This window comes from Micromonospora jinlongensis (assembly GCF_013410645.1).
Lineage (GTDB): Bacteria > Actinomycetota > Actinomycetes > Mycobacteriales > Micromonosporaceae > Micromonospora > Micromonospora zamorensis.
This window is the reverse complement of record NZ_JACCHK010000001.1, coordinates 4,657,048-4,673,106: the sequence shown is the minus strand read 5'-3', so window position 1 is coordinate 4,673,106 and position 16,059 is coordinate 4,657,048. Positions and strand designations below refer to the sequence as shown.

Genomic DNA, 16,059 nt, shown 5'->3' with positions numbered 1-16,059 from the left:
TCCTGTGCGACCGGTCAGCCGCCACGGTTCACCACCATAGGCACTGCGCGCCGCTGTCGTAACCCGGACGTCGAGCGGGACACCGCGTTGGGACTTTGCATCGTAAAGTAGTTTGTGTGGACGTAGACGATGACCTTCCGCCCGCCGACGCGGCAGCGGCGCTCCGGCTGATCCAGGACCAGCGGTCCGCGACGGCACGGCGCCTCGATCCCGACGCCCGCCTGCTCTACTGGCCCTGGGGAGTCGCCTGGCTGGTCGGTTTCGGGCTGTTCTTCCTGCGGTTCTCCCCCGACGACCGGGAGCTGCTCCGGCTGCCGAGCTGGCTGCCGCTGACCGTTCTCTTCGCGCTGCTCCTGGCTGCCGGAGTGATCCAGGCAGTGGTCAGCACACGGGCCTACGGCCAGGTGATCGGTGACTCCGCCCAGCGTGGGCGCTGGTACGGGTGCACGTGGGCCCTCGGCTCCGTGAGCATCTACGCGGGGCTCGGCCGGATCTCCGAGCACCTACCGGACGATCTGGCGGGTCTGGTCTGGTCAGCGACCGCCGTCGGGCTGACCGGCGCGCTGCACATGGCCGGTGGCGCGATCTGGCTGGATCGGGACCTTTTCCGGCTGGGCGTCTGGATCAGCGTGATCAACCTGGCCGGTGTGTTTGCCGGGCCCGGCTGGCACGCGCTGGTCATTGCGGTGGCCGGCGGCGGCGGGATCCTGGTCGCTGGCGCGATCGCCCGACGGCGACAGCGACACCGCCGATGAGCGAGCTGGACCCGGTCATCCACGCGCAGGCCCGGCTGCGGGTGGTCGCCAGCCTCTCTGCTCTCGGCGACGGCGACCTGATCGCCTTCCCCCGGTTGCAGGAACTGCTCGCGATGACCGCCGGCAACCTCTCCGTGCACCTGCGCAAGCTCGAGGACGCCGGCTACGTGGAGATCAGCAAGACCCACCGTGGACGCACCCCGGCAACCCTGGTCCGGCTCAGCCGGCGGGGCCGGCTGGCGTTCGAGGAGTACACCGAAGCCATCCGCACCCTGCTCGACCCCACCCCGTCGAAGGAGCAGTCATGACCCTCGCCCGCGCCGACCAGGCCAGTCGCCGGTACGGCGACGTCCTCGCCCTCGACCGTGTCGACCTGGACGTCCGGGCCGGTGAGCTGGTCGGCCTGCTCGGGCCGAACGGCGCCGGCAAGAGCACACTGATGAACCTGCTGGTCGGCCTGCGCCGCCCCAGCTCGGGACGGGTCGAGCTGTTCGGCGGCGACCCCCGCGACCCGGCGAACCGGCGGCAGATCGGGGTCACCCCGCAGGAGACCGGCCTGCCGGGCACACTGCGCGTCCGTGAGGTCGTCGACTTCGTCTCCGCGCACTACCCGGACCCGGTGCCCCGCGGTGAACTGCTCGACCAGTTCGGCCTGGGCGACCTCGCCCGACGGCAGACCGGAGGCCTCTCCGGGGGCCAGCGCCGCCGGTTGGCGGTGGCTTTGGCATTCGTCGGCCGACCCCGACTGGTGCTGCTCGACGAACCGACCACCGGCCTGGACGTTGCCGCCCGGCACACCCTCTGGGAGGCGATCCGCGCGTTCCATGCCGACGGCGGCACCGTGCTGTTGAGCAGCCACTACCTGGAGGAGGTGGAGGCGCTGGCGCACCGGGTGGTGGTGATCGGGCAGGGCCGGGTGCTCGCCGACGACACCGTGGACGCCGTGCGCGGCATCGTCGGCGTACGCCGGGTCAGCCTGGTCGCCGACCACCTGCCCGACCTGCCCGGCATCGTGCGCACCGAACGCATCGACGGCCGGCTGCACCTGCTCACCACCGACGCCGACGAACTGGTCCGAGCGCTGGTCACGGCCGGAACGGCCTTCACCGACCTGGAGGTACGACCGACCTCGCTGGAGGAGGCGTTCCTCGCCATCACCAGCGGGGGCGCGCCCGCCGGGGACCAGCCGGCCACCGAAGGCCGAGCCGCCACCGCCGCTGCCGGCGGCCAACCCACCACAGTCTGAGGAGGCCACCGTGCAGCTCGCCCTGGTTCACGCCCGCTACCAACTACTGGAGATCATCCGGATCCCGGTGGCCGTCGTCGGCAGCGCCTTCTTCCCGGCCGCCGCCATGATCTTCTTCGTGGTGCCGTTCGCCGGCGAGGACTCGGCCGGTGCCACCTACGCCACCGCGTCGATGGTCACCTTCTCGGTGATGAGCGCCAACATCTTCCAGTACGGCGTCGGCGTCGCCGAGGACCGCGACCATCCCTGGGACCCGTACACGCGAACCTTGCCGGCCGGGCCCGCGCCCCGGTTCGCGGGCCGGGTGCTGGCCGGCCTGGCACTGACGTACCTCTCGCTGATCCCGGTCGTGGTGATCGGCGCGACGCTGACCGCGGCCCAGATCACCCTGCCGGCCCTACTGCTGACCATCGGCACCGTGGCCGTCGTCTCGGTGCCGTTCACGCTGATGGGCCTCGCGATCGGCTACTCGCTGCCCAGCAAGGCGGCGATCGTCGTGGCGCAGGTCGTCTTCCTGCCGCTCGCATTCGGTGGCGGCCTGCTCTCCGCGCCCGGTGACGCACCGGGGTTCATCGAGACGATCGCGCCGTTCCTGCCCACCCGGGGCGCGGCCGAGCTGATGTGGTCGGCGGTCGGCAAATACCGCGTCGAGCCGCTGGCGATGATCATGCTCGGCGTCTGGGTGGTGCTGCTCGCGGCGCTCGCCGGCTGGGCGTACCGACGGGACGAGGGTCGCCGGTTCAGCTGACGATTCGTCCGTTTCCGCCCCGGGCCGCGGCGGGACGGTGCCAGGATTCCGGCAGGGGGTCGCCGTGACCACCCGGGCCGAGAGGGGTCTTGACGTGAGCACCGTCCCGCCGGGTACGCCCTGCTGGGCCGACCTGGCCACCCCGGACCTGACCGAGGCGCGGCGCTTCTACCCGGAGCTGTTCGGCTGGACCGGCCGGGTGACACCGGAGCCCGAGGCGGGCGGCTACACGGTCTTCCTGCTCGACGGCAAGCCGGTGGCCGGGGCCGGGCCACCGGCGATCCCGGACCAGGTGCCGATCTGGTCGACGTACCTGGCCACCGACGACGCGGAACTGGTCGCCGGCCGGGTCGAACGGGCCGGCGGGCAGGTCGTCGTGCCGCCGTTCGAGGTCTTCGACCGGGGCTGGATGGCGGTCTTCGCCGACCCGGCCGGCGCCACGTTCAGCGTCTGGCAGCCGCTGGCCATGGCCGGCGCCGAAGTGTTCAACGTGCCGGGCGCGATGAGCTGGAACGAACTGGTCACTCCCGACCCCGAGGGCGCGAAGGTCTTCTACGAGCTGGTCTTCGGCTGGCAGCCGGACGACCAGGCGGTGGGCCCCATGACGTACACCGGCTGGCGGCTCGGGACGCAGATCGTCGCCGGGATGATGCCGCCGCTGGCCGACGACTTCCCGGCCGACCTGCCCGCGTACTGGACGGTGTACTTCGCGGTGACCGACGCGGACGCCGCCGCGGCCCGCGCCGCCGAGCTGGGCGGAACGATCCTGGTCCCGCCCCGGGACATCCCGGCGGGCCGGTTCGCAGCCCTACGCGACCCCCAGGGTGCCCTCTTCTCCGTCATCGACCTCGGCCCCTGACCTGGACGACCTCGCGCGGGGGCGGACCGGGACCACCAGTGGGCCGTGGGTGCCGGGGACCACCCGGACGCTGGCCCGGTAGTGGGTCGCCAGCAGGTGCTCGGTCAGCACCTCGGACGGGGTTCCGGCGGCCACCACCTGACCGCTGGCGAGCATCACCATCCGGTCGGCGTACTCGCCGGCGAGGGAGAGGTCGTGCATCGTGGCGAGGACGGTCAGGCCGTGCTCGCGGCGCAACTGGTCGACCAGTTCCAGCACCTCCTGCTGGTGCCCGATGTCGAGTGCGCTGGTCGGCTCGTCGAGCAGCAGCAGCGTCGCGCCCTGGGCGAGCGCCCGGGCGAGGAACACCCGCTGTCGTTCGCCTCCGGAGAGGGTGGCCAGCTCACGGCGGTGGAAGCCGGTGAGGTCCAACCGGCCGAGCACCTCGTGCACGGCGTCGAGGTCGGCGGTCGACTCCCGCCCCAGTGTGGGGATGTACGGGGTGCGGCCGAGCAGCACGTAGTCCAGCACCGACATGCCGGGCGGCACCACCGGCGACTGTGCCACGGTGGCCACCACCCGGGCGCGGTCCCGGCGGCGCAGCGCGGTGCTCGCCGTACCGAACAGGGTGATCACCCCCGGCGCGGGCAGCAGGCCGCCGACGGCGCGCAACAGGGTGGACTTGCCGGCGCCGTTCGGGCCGATCACGGTGACCCACTCGCCGACGGCGACGGTGAGGTCGACGCCGGTCAGGATCGGTGTGCCGCCGAGGTCGACGTGCAGCCCGCGCACCTCGACGGCCGGCACACCGCCGTCGCCACCCACGGACGAAAGACTCCCGGACGGAAGACCCCCGGACGGAAGACCGCCGGACGGGCCGGCGGCGGGCTCGCGGCTCACGTGAGCACCCGTCGGGCGGTCCGCAGCACGATCACGAAGAACGGGCCGCCCAGCAGGGCGGTCACCACCCCGATCGGCACCTCGGACGGAGCGGCGACGGTGCGGGCCACCACGTCGGTCAGCGCCAGGAACGCACCGCCGAACAGCAGTGACAGCGGCAGGATCGCCCGGTAGCTCGACCCGGCGAGCAGCCGGACGGTGTGCGGCACGATGATGCCGACGAAGCCGATCAGGCCGGTCGCGGAGACCGCCGCGGCGGTGCCCAGGGAGGCTGCGGCGATCAACAGGTAGCGGGTGCGTTGCGGGTGCAGGCCCAGACTTCTCGCCTCGTCGTCACCGACCGCGAGGACGTCCAGCTCGCGGCGGTGCAGCAGCACCACCACCGTGGTCAGAGCGGCGTACGGCAGCACCAGCAGCACGTCGTGCCAGCCGGCGGTGGCCAGCCGGCCGAGCAGCCAGGAGTAGACCGGTTGGATGCTGTCGGAGTGTCGTTGCAGCAGGTACGTCTGCCCGGCGGAGAGGAACGCGGAGACCGCCACTCCGGCCAGGATCAGCATCGCCGGTGAGCCGCCGCGCCCGCCGGCCGCGCCGAGCACGTAGGTCATCGTGACGGCGAGCAGTGAACCGGCGAACGCGGCCAACGGGATGGTCATCGGCAGCCCGGAGATCGCACCTTGCCGGCCGGCACCGCCGAGGGCGATCGCCGCGGTGACCGCGAGGCCGGCGCCAGCGGCCACGCCCAGGAGGTACGGGTCGGCGAGCGGGTTGCGGAACACGCCCTGGTAGCAGCCACCGGCGAGGGCGAGCAGCCCGCCGACCAGCAGGCCCAGCACCACTCGGGGCAACCGCAGCTCGGTGACGATCGCGATCTCTCGCTCGGAGAGGCCGCTGTCGAGGTGCACCCCCGGGATCAGGTTGAGCAGCTCGGCCGCGACGCTGCCGGCGGGCAGGCTGACCGGGCCGAGCGACACCCCGGCGACGAGCGCGACGAGCACCGCGAACACCCCGGCGACCAGCCATCGCTTGCGCAGCCCGGCGGGCCGGGCTGTTGACGGCAGCCCAGCGGGCCGCGACGCGGACGGCGGTCCGGCGGACCGGGCCGCGGGAAGCGGCCCGGTCACCGAGCCGTCTTTCGTTCGCGACTGCGGGGCTCGCAAACCCGGCTCACTCCTCGCTCACCGACGGACGACGGTCACGCGGGCACCCTGGCGACCGCGTCGATGATGACCCGGAGCAGGTCCACGACCCGCGGCCCCCAGCGGGAGGCGACGTCGTCGTCCAGTGCGATGACCTGGTTGTTCTTCACCGCGGTGAGCCCGGCCCAGCCGCTGCGCGCCTTGACCGAGTCGGCGTTCTGCTGGCAGCACTTGGAGTCGGCCAGGAAGACGAAGTCCGGGTTGGCCTTGACGATGAACTCCTGGGACAGCTGCGGGTAGCCGGCGTTCTTACCGTCCGCGTCGGCGGGGTCGGCGATGTTGGTCAGACCGACCTGGCTGTAGAGCGTGCCGATGAAGGTCTTGCTGGTCGCGCTGTACAGCTCGGGGCCCAGCTCGTGGTAGTAGGTGAGCTTCTCGGCGCGCTGCGGCAGGTCCTTGACCAGCTTGGCGATGTCGTCCTTCATCCGGCTGGCGACGTCGGTGGCCTGGTCGGCGTGCCCGGTCAGCGTGCCCAGTTCGGTGATCTGCCGGTACGTGTCGTCGAGCGTGGTGGCCGCCGGGGTCTGGTACACCGGGATCTTCAGCTTGCCGAGCTGCTCGACGATCTTGTTGCGGTCGTCGGAGAGCACCACCAGGTCGGGGTTCTTACCGGCGATCGCCTCGGCGTTCGGCTGGAAGGCGGAGAGGTCGCTCTTGGGAGCGTCGGCCGGGTAGTTGGACTGGTCGTCGACGGCGGTCACCTGCGGGCCGGCACCGATCGCGAAGAGCATCTCGGTGGCGGTCGGCGACAGCGCGACGATCTTCTCGGGGCGCTTGTCGAGGGTGAGCGTGCCGACCGTGACCGGGTACGCGGCGGCCGCGGTGCCGGTGGTCGGCTTGTCGTCGGCCTTCTCGGCGCAGGCGCCGAGGGCTAGCGCGGCGACCGCGAGGGTCGCGGCGAAGAGCCGAGGGGTACGTCTGAACATGGGGCCTCCTGTCGGTCGAGGAGTGTGGTGCTTCGCCGACAGGGACTTTCGTACGCCCGCCCACGAGGCGCCCTTCCTCGAGAGCGCGTATCGCGACCGATCCGCAGGCGACCTGGCTCGTCCCCACCGTCGGGTGGGGCATCACAGTTGCGGGACAGCGCCGGGTTTAGCACCGGCTTCGCTGCGGACTGGTCGGTAAGACGGTAGCGCACCGCCGGGACGTGCCGGATCGATCAAGGGGCGATCGGTGCCGGACGATCGGAACCGCGACACAGTAGGGATATGTCCCGTATCTGGAGGCTCGGGAGCGGGTGGTGGGGCCCCGCCGGGGCGGAGCGGGACCCCACCCGATCAGGAGGACGTGATGGTGACGTTGTCCACAGCCGCCTCGACCAGGCTGGCGCCGGAGGCATCCGCCGCCTCGACGAGGATGCGGACCGACTGCCCGGCGTACGGGGTGAGGTTGAGGTTGGCAACCGCCCAACTCCCGTTGCGGTTGGTCGCCGCGCCGGCCTGGGTGAGCAGCGCGGTGGTGCCGCCGTTGTGCACGACACTCACCCGCAGGTAGTCCGCCGACGAGGCGTTCGAGCCGTGCGCCAGATACCAGGCCAGCGAGAGATTCAGTGTGCCGGACGACGGCAGGGTCACCGCCGGGGACCGGGCACTGGTCACGCCGCCGTCGAGGTCGTAGTCACCCGCCGCCGAGCCGGCGAGCCGGCCGGTGACCAGGTCGTTGGATCCGGCGTACGGGGTGAGCTGCTTGGCGCCGGAGGACGTGGTCGCCTGGGCGGCGCCCCGCTCGAACGCGCCGACGGTGGCGGTGTCGGTGCCGGACGGGTTGATGGTCCAGCCGGTGGCGGTCTCGAAGGTGTCCGACCAGACCGTGGTGCCGCCACCACCGCTGCCGCAGTACTGCGCCTGCTTGCCGATGGCCCGGTACGGGCAGTCGGCGTACTCGCTGAGCAGCAGCACGGCCTCGCGGTTGCGGCTGGTCTGCGCGGGGATCACCTCGTCGGGCGGGTAGAAGCCGCCGCCGCCGGACGAGCCCGGGTACATCTCGAAGGTGTACGCCCAGATGTTGTGGGTGGCCCACATCCAGTCCAGGCTGTCCCCGTCGGTGATGTAGAGGTCGCTGGACTGTTCCGGGGTGTAGTTGTTGGTCGCCGCCATCTGCTGGCCGATGGTGGCGAAGGTGTTGTACTGGTCCGCGTTCATGCCCGTCGCGGTGTTCGCCGTCGTGTAGCCGTACGGCCAGAGCACCAGCTGCGAATACGTGTGGAAGTCGATGTTGGCCTTGATCTGCTGCACGCCACCGACCACCCGACCGTTGACGAAGTTGCGCAACGCCTGCGTTTCCGGGGCGGAGAACGCCGACGGCCCCCGGTAGGTCTCCGACGAGGTGGAGCCGGACGAGCCGCCGCAGCAACCCCAGTTGTAGCCCCAGTTGCGGTTCAGGTCGGTGCCGACGTTGGACGAACCACTGTTGGGCTGCCGGTTCTTGCGCCAGGACCGGTACGACCCGGTGGCGATGTCGTACTCGCTGCCGTCCGGGTTGACCGTCGGCACGATCCAGATCTCCCGACCGTTGACGATGTTGGTGATCCGGGAGTCGGAGCCGTAGCTGTCGGTGAACAGGTTGAGCAGGTAGATCGCCATCTCGACGGTCAGGTGCTCACGGGCGTGCTGTTGGGAGTTGAACAGGATCTCGGGTTCGTTCTCGTCGGTGCCGACGTTGTCGGAGATCTTCACCGCCATAAGGTCGCGGCCCTCGTACGACGAACCGATGCTGATCTTGCGGGCGATCGCCGGATGGTCGGCGACGACCTGGTTCACGACGGCGGTCAGTTCCGCGTAGTCGTGGTAGTTGGAGTCGGCGGGCGGGAAGGCCATCGTGCCGATCTCGCCGGCGCCGCGCTCGGCGTTGGGTGGCGGCGCCAGCGGTTCCAGCCGGAAGCCGAGCTTGCCGATCGCGGCGGCCTCACCCGCGGTCGCCGAGATGTGCAGCACGCCGTGTTCCGAGTAGTCGATGGCGGCTCCGGTACGGGCCACCGCGTTGCGGTCGGCGAGGGTCCGGGGCCCGAGCACCCGGTAGCTGGCGGCGGCCGGCTCGGTGGACCGGTCCGGTGCGGGTCGGGCGGCGACCGGACCAGCGGCGACGGTGACGATGCCCAGCCCGGTGACGACGGCGAGCACCAGGACGCGGCGGAGAGGGATGGGCGTGCGGAGGGCCATGGACTACCTCCTCGATGAGCGGGAGATCCCGCTTGGTGAAGGACACTTCACCACCTGTCACATGGTCATATCAATATCCTTCGCTGCCTTGTCCATCCCGAGCCGATCATCCCGGCGGCAATGATTTTCCACTCAGGAACATCTGGCGAAACTTCCCTCCAAGCGGAAAACTGACCAACGACGATGCCCCTCTCGACACCGCGGAGCACCCATGGCCAGATCCCGCCTGCACGCGGCCGCCCTCGCCGGCGTCACCGCGCTCACCCTGCTCGCCACCAGCGCGCCCGCGACGGCGGCCCGCCCGCCCGCCGCCACCCACGACGAGCAGATCACCTTCCAGGACTGGTCCGGGCCCGCCGACTGGCACCGGGGCAGCCGGTCCGGCACCCGCGTGGTGCCCGGCGCCCGAGCGGGCCTCACCCTCGCCCGTCCGGCCGGCACCACCGAGTACGCCGACCCGCACACCGGCACCACCCGCACCTGGGAATACGGCACCTGGACCTCGCCGGTGACCCGGATCGGGTTCGACGCCAGCGAGTTGATCGCCTCCTGGAACGCGGAAACCCCCGCCGGCACCTGGATCCAGGTGGAGATGCAGGGCAGCTACACCAGCGGCGACCAGACCCCGTGGTACGTGATGGGTCGCTGGGCGTCCGGCGACACCGACATCAAGCGGACCAGCGTCAACCGGCAGGGTGACCCCTGGTCGACGATCTGGACCGACACCTTCAGCATCGACGACGCCACCGCCGGGGTGCTGCTGCGGTCGTACCAGCTGCGGCTGACCCTCTACCGGGCACCCGGGCAGACCGCCGCACCGGTGGTGCGGATGCTCGGCGCGATGAGTTCCACAGTGCCGGACCGGTTCACCGTGACCCCGAGCGCCGGGCACATCGCCTGGGGCGTGGAGCTGCCGGTGCCGCGCTACTCGCAGAACGTGCACTCCGGGCACTACCCTGAGTACGACGGCGGCGGCGAGGCGTGGTGCTCACCCACCTCCACGGAGATGGTGGTCGAGTACTGGGGCCGCAAACCCTCGGAGGCCGACACCTCCTGGGTGGACCCGACCTACCCCGACCCGACGGTCAACCACGCGGCCCGGATGACCTACGACTACGCGTACGACGGTGCCGGCAACTGGCCGTTCAACACCGCGTACGCGGCCAGCTTCCCCGGCCTGGAGGGCCGGGTGACCCGACTGCACTCTCTGGACGAGCTGGAGCGCTTCATCGCCGCCGGCATCCCCGTCGTGACCAGCCAGTCCTTCCTCGCCAGTGAGCTGGACGGGGCGAACTACGGCACCTCCGGGCACCTGTTCGTGGTGGTCGGCTTCACCGCCGACGGCGACGTGATCGTCAACGACCCCGCCTCGTCCAGCAACGACGTGGTGCGCAACGTCTACAAGCGCGCGCAGTTCGAGCAGATCTGGCTGCGGACCAAGCGCACCAACGCCAGCGGCGGCGTCTCCGGCGGCTCCGGCGGCATCGCGTACCTGATCAAGCCCACCTCGAAGCCCTGGCCCAAGGTCCCCGGCTCCACCAACTGGTAACCCAACCCACCCAGTGCGCCGTTGATCATGAAGTTATTGCTCCGACACGCCGAGTGGTCGGGCAATAACTTCATGATCAACGCGGAGTATCGGGGCCTTCAGCCGGGCGGGTGGGGTTGGGGTTGGGGTCGTCTTCGCCGGCCAGGGCGGTGCGGAGGCGCTCCTTCTCGGTGCGCCGGCGCTCGGCGGCGGTGCCGATCTCCTCGGCCATCTCGTCCCGCCAACCGCGCAGCAGGAAGAAGGAGAGCGCGGCGGAGAAGGCCAGCGCCAACATCAGCTTCAGGAACACGTTCATGTCGATCAGCCAGAGGCCCGCCAGCACGGCGACGAACAGCCCGATCCGGCCCAGCGTGTACTTGAGCGCGGCGCTCACCCGTACCACTCCGTTCTCTCCGTCGCCCGCCGATGTCGGCGGGAGGGTCGATCCGCCCGGCGGGCGGTCGCGGTCAGCCGGTTCGGCGGGACAGCCAGCGGACGCCCGGGAACCAGAGGGCCGCGTACGCCACGGTGAACGCCGCCGCTGCCAACGCGCCGGAGAGCAACGGTGGCAACCCGGAGCCCAGACCGGCGATCAGCAGCCCGACGAACACCCCGACGGCGGCGGCGACCAGCGCCGCCACCACCCGGGCCGCGCCGAACTCCCAGGCCCGGAAGTCATCCCAGAACAGCCACGCCGGCAGGATCACCGCCAGCCAGCCGTTGGTGTGCCCGAAATCACTGGCGCCGATCGAGGCGAACGCCCAGTCGAACAACACCAACGCCAGCACGCCGATGACCAGGCCAGCCAGGCACACCCCGAGCAGATCGCCGAGGGTACGGATGCGCCCCTCGGCGTCCCGGCGGGGAAACCCACTCTGCTGCTCAGGTTCGCGTTGCTCGGTCATCGACTGCGAGGGTACGTGGTGGCTCAGGCCCAGACCTGCTGCGGCTCGGCGCGCCGCTCGGCCAGCGACGGGGCCTTGTCGTACTCCCGGACCACGTTGTAGCGGGTGTCCCGCTCGACCGGCTGGAACCCTGCGTCCCAGATCAGGTGCAGCAGGTCCTCGCGGTGCATCGTGTTCGGGGTGCCGTACGAGTCGGCGTCGTGCGTGATCTTGTATTCGACGACGGAGCCGTCCAGGTCGTCCACGCCGAAGTTCAGCGAGAGCTGGGCCACCGACAGCCCGTGCATCACCCAGAAGTTCTTGACGTGCGGCACGTTGTCGAAGAGCAGCCGGGAGACGGCGAACGTCTTCAGCGACTCGGCCGGCGAGGCCATCGTGGTGCGCGCCTGGATCCGGTTACGGATCTTGCCGTCCGCCGAGTCCACGAAGTCATGCTGGTAGCGCAGCGGGATGAAGACCGCGAAGCCCCCGGTCTCGTCCTGAAGCTCACGCAGCCGCAGCACGTGGTCGACCCGGTGCCGGGGCTCCTCGATGTGGCCGTACAGCATCGTCGCCGGGGTCTTCATGCCCTTGCGGTGCGCCAGGGCGTGGATGCGCGACCAGTCTTCCCAGTGGCAGGCGTGGTCGACGATGTGCTGCCGGACCTCCCAGTCGAAGATCTCCGCGCCACCGCCGGTCAGCGACTCCAGGCCGGCGTCCATCAGCTCGTCGAGGATCTCGTCGGCGCTCAGACCGCTGATCTTCTCGAACCACTGCACCTCGGTCGCCGTGAAGCACTTGAGCTTGACGTTCGGCAGCGCCGCCTTCAGCTCGCGCAGCACCTTGGGGTAGTAGCGCCAGGGCAGGGTCGGGTGCAGGCCGTTGACGATGTGCAGCTCGGTGAGCTGCTCATCCTCCATCTCCTTGGCCTTGCGGACCGCCTCGTCGATGCGCATCGTGTATGCGTCCTTCTCGCCCGGCTTGCGCTGGAACGAGCAGTACGCACAGGACGCCGAGCAGACGTTGGTCAGGTTGAGGTGCCGGTTGACGTTGAACATCACCCGGTCACCGTTGAGCTCGGTGCGCTTGTGGTGCGCCAACCGGCCCAGCCACGTCAGGTCGTCGCTGTCGTAGAGGGCGACCCCGTCCTCCCGGGTCAGCCGCTCACCGGCGTACACCTTCGCTTCGAGCTCACGCTTGAGTCCGGCGTCCATGGCACGTCCCTTCCACCTGCGGTCCTCGTCGAGCGTACGTCGGGACGCCGACAGCCACGGCGGCACGGTCGCCGGCAGCGATCCACTTCACCAGACTCTCAGCCTCCTGTAACCCGGGGATGCATCGACATCACTGCCGCCGTGCGGTAAGACAGAACGGGGCGGAACCACACACTGGTACCGTCCCGACCGCCGCGCCCACCAAGCGCGGTGACGGACTGCGGGACGGGGAGCGGAATGGTCGACAGCGGGCGCGGGCGACGGCAGCGACGACGGAGCCCGGTGATCTCGCCGGTGCTGCGTCCGAAGCTCTGGGCCGCCCTGCTCGGCGCGATCGCCGCGGCCGTGCTGTCCACCCCCGCGTACGCCGAGCCCGGACTGCCGACCACCGTTCCGGACACCGGTTCCCGCCCCGCGGTGACCGGTGCGCTTCAACTGCCCGGTGGCGCTCCCATCGCCGGTGTCCCGGTCCCGCCGGTGGTCAACGTCGGCACGGGCCCGCTGGCCGCCGCCATCTCCGCCGGCGAGGCCCAGGTCGGCGCGCTCGGTGAGACGCTGTTGCTGACCAAGCAGAAACGCATCGACGCCAAGGCGCAGCTCGACGCGGCCGGCAAGACACTGGCAGCCGCGCAGGACGCCCTGCTCCGGGCCCAACAGGCGGCCGACGCGGCCGCCGCCGACGCCGTCAAGGCAGCTGCCGCGCTGCCGGACAGCGACCTCGCCCAGGACATCCGCGAGCTCAACCGCCTCCAGCAGATCACCCGGGGCCAGAAGGTGGACGGCGGCACCACCGGCGTGGCCGGGGAGCTGTCCCGGGCCCGCAGCAACGAGCAGCTCGCCTACCAGGCGCACGCCGCCGCCAAGACCCGGGTCGACTCCGTCGAGGCGGAGTTCACCGCCGGCGAGGCATCGCTCCGCACGGCCGAGGCGAGCCTGCTCAAGTTGCGCCGCGACAACGCCGCACAGCTGATCGAGATCGAGCGTCAGCAGGAGGCCGCCGAGCAGCAGATCGGCGCCGGCTACGTCTCCAACCAGAACATCAGCGGCATGGCCGCCCACCCGCGGGCACTTGCCGCGGTCCGGTACGCGCTCGCCCAGCTCGGCGACCCGTACAAGTGGTCCGAGGAGGGGCCGAACCAGTTCGACTGCTCCGGTCTGATGTGGGCGGCGTACCGGTCTCCCGGCGCCGACTACTTCGACCTGCCCCGGGTCTCCCGCGACCAGTACGCCGCCACCCGGGCGCGGACGGTGCCGCAGAGCGCGCTGCTCCCCGGCGACCTGCTCTTCTTCGCCTCCGGCAGCAGTTGGACGACGATCCACCACGTCGGCATGTACATCGGCAACGGCAAGATGGTGCAGGCGCCCACCACCGGCGACGTCGTCAAGATCTCGGTCGTCAGCTGGTCCCGCCTGTACGCGGCGACCCGGGTCATCGGCGCGGTGCCGGGACCGATCGTGTCGATCCCGACCCCACCGGTCACGACGCCCAGCGTGCCGCCCACCGTGAAGCCGACGCCCACCCCGACGAAGTCGGCTACCCCGACACCGACGGCTTCGGCCACGCCGAAGCCGACCGACAGCGCGACGCCCACGCCGAAGCCGACGCTGACGCTGACGCCCACGCCGACCGGGAGCACCTCGCCGAGCTCGTCAGCCACCCCGAGCAACACGCCGTCGACGCTGCCCCCGCCACCGACCAACGCCCCGAGCAGCTCGTCACCGGCGACCACTCCGAAGGCCACCACGAGCGCGTCGGGCGGCGACAGCCCGTCGGGCAGCCCCAGCACCGCTGGTTGATCCGCCACGACCGGCTCCGGCTGTCCGGTCGGGGCGATCTGTGGCACCGTGACAACCAGGCACATCCGACTCGACGTCACGGGTCCGGGTGCGAGCATGGCGCGGAGGGCGGAGATGGCCGAGCAGAAAGATCCGGCGGAGACTGTCGACCCTGTGGTCGACCAAGCCGACCCGCCAGGGCTCGGCACCGGCGACCCGGTGTCTCCCACCGAGGCCGCCCCGGTCGACCCTCCCGCAGCCCCGGCCGCCACCGGCACAGCTTCGGCCGCCAGCGGCACGGCCTCACCCGCTGCCGGCACGGCCTCGGTCGCCACCGACACAGCGCGGGCCGCCAGCGGCACGGCCAGGACCACCACTGACGACACCCCGTCCCCCCGTGGCGACTCAGCCGACACCGCGCCCGCCGACGCCGACGCGGCCGACGCCGACGCGGCCGACGCCGACGCGGCCGACGCCGCTTCCGACGGCAGCGGCGTCGACACGGACGGTCCCGCCGTCGGCTCCGGGCAGGCCGCAACCGCCGACGCCCGCCCGGACCAACCCGCCGCACCGGTACGGGCCAGGGCCAGCGTCGCCACCGCCGGGGCCCTCCGCAGTGACCTGCCGGTCAGCGCCCCGGTCACCGCCACCACCTATCGTGCGACCGGCTCGGCCAGTCCGGCCGACGTGTCGTTGCCCGGGCAGCGGAACGACTCGGCCGCTCCGGCCCGGGCCAGCGCCACGGTTCCCGGCAGCAGCCGGGTCACGGCCGGTGCCATCGGCACCCCGACCTCCCGGGGGAGCACGCCCACCGTCTACGGAGCCGGGCCGGTGAACCCCGAGCCGCCCGAGCCGGCGCAGCCACCGGAGCCGGCCCAGCCGCCGGAGCCGTCGACTCCGGAACCGGAGCCGTCACCCACGCCACCCGGCCCCGGGCCGACCCAGCCGTCACCACCCGAGCCGGAGCCCGCGCCGGATCCGGGGCCGTACCCGCCCGGCCCGATGCCGACGCCAGGGCCCCGACCCACGCCGCCGCCCGGTCCGGTTCCGCCCGTCCCGGGTCCACCCGTGCCGCCGCCCTCGCCGGTGCCGCCCATCCCGGGCCCGCCCTCGCCGCCCATCCCGGGCCCGCCCGTGCCGCCGCCCGGTCCGCCGGTGCCCGCGCCGCCGGGTCCACCGGGCCCGATGCCGGCACCGCCGTTTCCGCCTCCGCCGGCGATGACCGACACGCCCGGCGTACGAGCGACCGCATCGGTTTCCGCACCGCCGGCCGGATGGCAGTCCACCGCCCAGGCGACCCGCCCCGCAGCGGGCGGCGGCTGGGCCGAGGCACCCGTCTCGGCACCGCCGGTGCCGGCGCCAGCGCTGCCGAGCTGGCCGCCGTCCAGCGTCGGCACTCCCCCGTCGACGGGCAGCGCCGCCGGAAACTCCCGATTCACCGGACCGCCCGCAGGCCCTTCGGTCAGCTCCGAACAGGGCACGGCCGGCGCTCGTGGTGGGCGACACAGTGGCGGCACCGACCTGGCCGGAACCGTCTACGGCAGCGGCGACGGGCCGGGTTTCACCACGATCGCGATGCCCGCCAACGCGGTGGAGAACTCCGGCTCGCTGACCGGGCACATCCTGGCCCAGGGCTGGGCCGACACGCCGTCCGAGCGGCGCAGCAACGCCAAGGTCATGATCGTCCTGGCCGCCGCTCTGGGGCTTTTGGTCGCGATCAGTGTCATGATCGTCCTGCTTGCCGGCGACGCCTTGGACGGTCTGGTCGGCGGCGCGCTCAACGGGTGAGTCATCGGGCGGGCGTGATGGTGAGTCC

At 71.6% G+C, this 16,059-nt stretch carries 15 protein-coding genes and 1 riboswitch; of the genes, 8 read left to right on the top strand and 7 right to left on the bottom strand.

Features of this window, described 5'->3' with window-relative positions; all coding sequences use genetic code 11:
* Positions 1 to 116 precede the first annotated feature (116 nt).
* From HNR22_RS20865 to HNR22_RS20845, 5 genes are all read left to right on the top strand, one after another.
* The gene (locus tag HNR22_RS20865) at positions 117 to 755 is read left to right on the top strand and encodes a transporter (RefSeq protein WP_179781755.1); all 639 of its coding nucleotides are present in this window, start codon (positions 117 to 119) and stop codon (positions 753 to 755) included.
* A complete protein-coding gene (locus tag HNR22_RS20860) occupies positions 752 to 1,063 on the top strand; it encodes a transcriptional regulator (RefSeq protein ID WP_179781754.1) in 312 nt (103 codons plus the stop codon). The genes HNR22_RS20865 and HNR22_RS20860 overlap by 4 nt, the downstream gene beginning before the upstream one ends.
* Positions 1,060 to 2,001 carry an ABC transporter ATP-binding protein gene (locus tag HNR22_RS20855; RefSeq protein ID WP_179781753.1) on the top strand — a complete coding sequence of 314 codons (942 nt, stop codon included), beginning with the start codon at positions 1,060 to 1,062 and terminating at the stop codon, positions 1,999 to 2,001. The genes HNR22_RS20860 and HNR22_RS20855 overlap by 4 nt, the downstream gene beginning before the upstream one ends.
* A gap of 10 nt (positions 2,002 to 2,011) precedes the next feature.
* Complete coding sequence (locus tag HNR22_RS20850; protein ID WP_179781752.1) at positions 2,012 to 2,749, top strand: ABC transporter permease; 738 nt, start codon at positions 2,012 to 2,014, stop codon at positions 2,747 to 2,749.
* A 94-nt stretch (positions 2,750 to 2,843) separates the two neighbouring features.
* Positions 2,844 to 3,608, top strand: a complete 765-nt coding sequence (locus HNR22_RS20845) for a VOC family protein (protein WP_179781751.1) — start codon at positions 2,844 to 2,846, stop codon at positions 3,606 to 3,608.
* Here HNR22_RS20845 and HNR22_RS20840 read toward each other — a convergent pair.
* From HNR22_RS20840 to HNR22_RS20825, 4 genes are all read right to left on the bottom strand, one after another.
* Positions 3,558 to 4,412 carry an ABC transporter ATP-binding protein gene (locus HNR22_RS20840; protein ID WP_343059899.1) on the bottom strand — a complete coding sequence of 285 codons (855 nt, stop codon included), beginning with the start codon at positions 4,410 to 4,412 and terminating at the stop codon, positions 3,558 to 3,560. The two genes, HNR22_RS20845 and HNR22_RS20840, sit on opposite strands and share 51 nt — an antisense overlap.
* 71 nt (positions 4,413 to 4,483) lie before the next feature.
* Positions 4,484 to 5,545, bottom strand: coding sequence for a FecCD family ABC transporter permease (locus HNR22_RS20835; protein WP_179783651.1), 1,062 nt, complete (start codon positions 5,543 to 5,545; stop codon positions 4,484 to 4,486).
* A 134-nt stretch (positions 5,546 to 5,679) separates the two neighbouring features.
* Entirely contained in the window at positions 5,680 to 6,609 is a 930-nt protein-coding gene (locus HNR22_RS20830) for an ABC transporter substrate-binding protein (protein ID WP_179781750.1), read from the bottom strand.
* A gap of 85 nt (positions 6,610 to 6,694) precedes the next feature.
* Positions 6,695 to 6,817: riboswitch (cobalamin riboswitch) on the bottom strand.
* Between the two features lie 143 nt (positions 6,818 to 6,960).
* Positions 6,961 to 8,841, bottom strand: coding sequence for a M14 family metallopeptidase (locus tag HNR22_RS20825; protein WP_179781749.1), 1,881 nt, complete (start codon positions 8,839 to 8,841; stop codon positions 6,961 to 6,963).
* 211 nt (positions 8,842 to 9,052) lie between these two features.
* Between HNR22_RS20825 and HNR22_RS20820 the strand changes: the two genes are divergently transcribed.
* Positions 9,053 to 10,390 (top strand): C39 family peptidase, encoded by a 1,338-nt coding sequence (locus HNR22_RS20820; protein WP_179781748.1) that lies wholly within the window; start codon positions 9,053 to 9,055, stop codon positions 10,388 to 10,390.
* Positions 10,391 to 10,466: 76 nt separating this feature from the next.
* Here HNR22_RS20820 and HNR22_RS20815 read toward each other — a convergent pair whose 3' ends face one another.
* From HNR22_RS20815 to mqnE, 3 genes are all read right to left on the bottom strand, one after another.
* Positions 10,467 to 10,763 carry a DUF4229 domain-containing protein gene (locus HNR22_RS20815; RefSeq protein WP_179781747.1) on the bottom strand — a complete coding sequence of 99 codons (297 nt, stop codon included), beginning with the start codon at positions 10,761 to 10,763 and terminating at the stop codon, positions 10,467 to 10,469.
* A 73-nt stretch (positions 10,764 to 10,836) separates the two neighbouring features.
* A complete protein-coding gene (locus HNR22_RS20810) occupies positions 10,837 to 11,274 on the bottom strand; it encodes a hypothetical protein (protein ID WP_179781746.1) in 438 nt (145 codons plus the stop codon).
* A 23-nt stretch (positions 11,275 to 11,297) separates the two neighbouring features.
* Positions 11,298 to 12,467, bottom strand: coding sequence for an aminofutalosine synthase MqnE (gene mqnE, locus HNR22_RS20805; RefSeq protein WP_088951092.1), 1,170 nt, complete (start codon positions 12,465 to 12,467; stop codon positions 11,298 to 11,300).
* A 237-nt stretch (positions 12,468 to 12,704) separates the two neighbouring features.
* Between mqnE and HNR22_RS20800 the strand changes: the two genes are divergently transcribed.
* Both HNR22_RS20800 and HNR22_RS31705 read left to right on the top strand, forming a co-directional pair.
* A complete protein-coding gene (locus HNR22_RS20800) occupies positions 12,705 to 14,264 on the top strand; it encodes a C40 family peptidase (RefSeq protein WP_179781745.1) in 1,560 nt (519 codons plus the stop codon).
* A gap of 114 nt (positions 14,265 to 14,378) precedes the next feature.
* Positions 14,379 to 16,031, top strand: a complete 1,653-nt coding sequence (locus HNR22_RS31705; RefSeq protein ID WP_179781744.1) for a hypothetical protein — start codon at positions 14,379 to 14,381, stop codon at positions 16,029 to 16,031.
* Positions 16,032 to 16,059 lie beyond the last annotated feature (28 nt).

What these genes read in the sequence shown, in the direction of transcription:
- HNR22_RS20830 (WP_179781750.1), bottom strand. Translation starts at nt 6,609, where the DNA reads ATGTTCAGACGTACCCCTCGGCTCTTCGCCGCGACCCTCGCGGTCGCC.
- HNR22_RS20810 (WP_179781746.1), bottom strand. Translation starts at nt 11,274, where the DNA reads ATGACCGAGCAACGCGAACCTGAGCAGCAGAGTGGGTTTCCCCGCCGG.
- HNR22_RS20820 (WP_179781748.1), top strand. Translation starts at nt 9,053, where the DNA reads ATGGCCAGATCCCGCCTGCACGCGGCCGCCCTCGCCGGCGTCACCGCG.
- HNR22_RS31705 (WP_179781744.1), top strand. Translation starts at nt 14,379, where the DNA reads ATGGCCGAGCAGAAAGATCCGGCGGAGACTGTCGACCCTGTGGTCGAC.
- HNR22_RS20825 (WP_179781749.1), bottom strand. Translation starts at nt 8,841, where the DNA reads ATGGCCCTCCGCACGCCCATCCCTCTCCGCCGCGTCCTGGTGCTCGCC.
- mqnE (WP_088951092.1), bottom strand. Translation starts at nt 12,467, where the DNA reads ATGGACGCCGGACTCAAGCGTGAGCTCGAAGCGAAGGTGTACGCCGGT.
- HNR22_RS20800 (WP_179781745.1), top strand. Translation starts at nt 12,705, where the DNA reads ATGGTCGACAGCGGGCGCGGGCGACGGCAGCGACGACGGAGCCCGGTG.
- HNR22_RS20860 (WP_179781754.1), top strand. Translation starts at nt 752, where the DNA reads ATGAGCGAGCTGGACCCGGTCATCCACGCGCAGGCCCGGCTGCGGGTG.
- HNR22_RS20855 (WP_179781753.1), top strand. Translation starts at nt 1,060, where the DNA reads ATGACCCTCGCCCGCGCCGACCAGGCCAGTCGCCGGTACGGCGACGTC.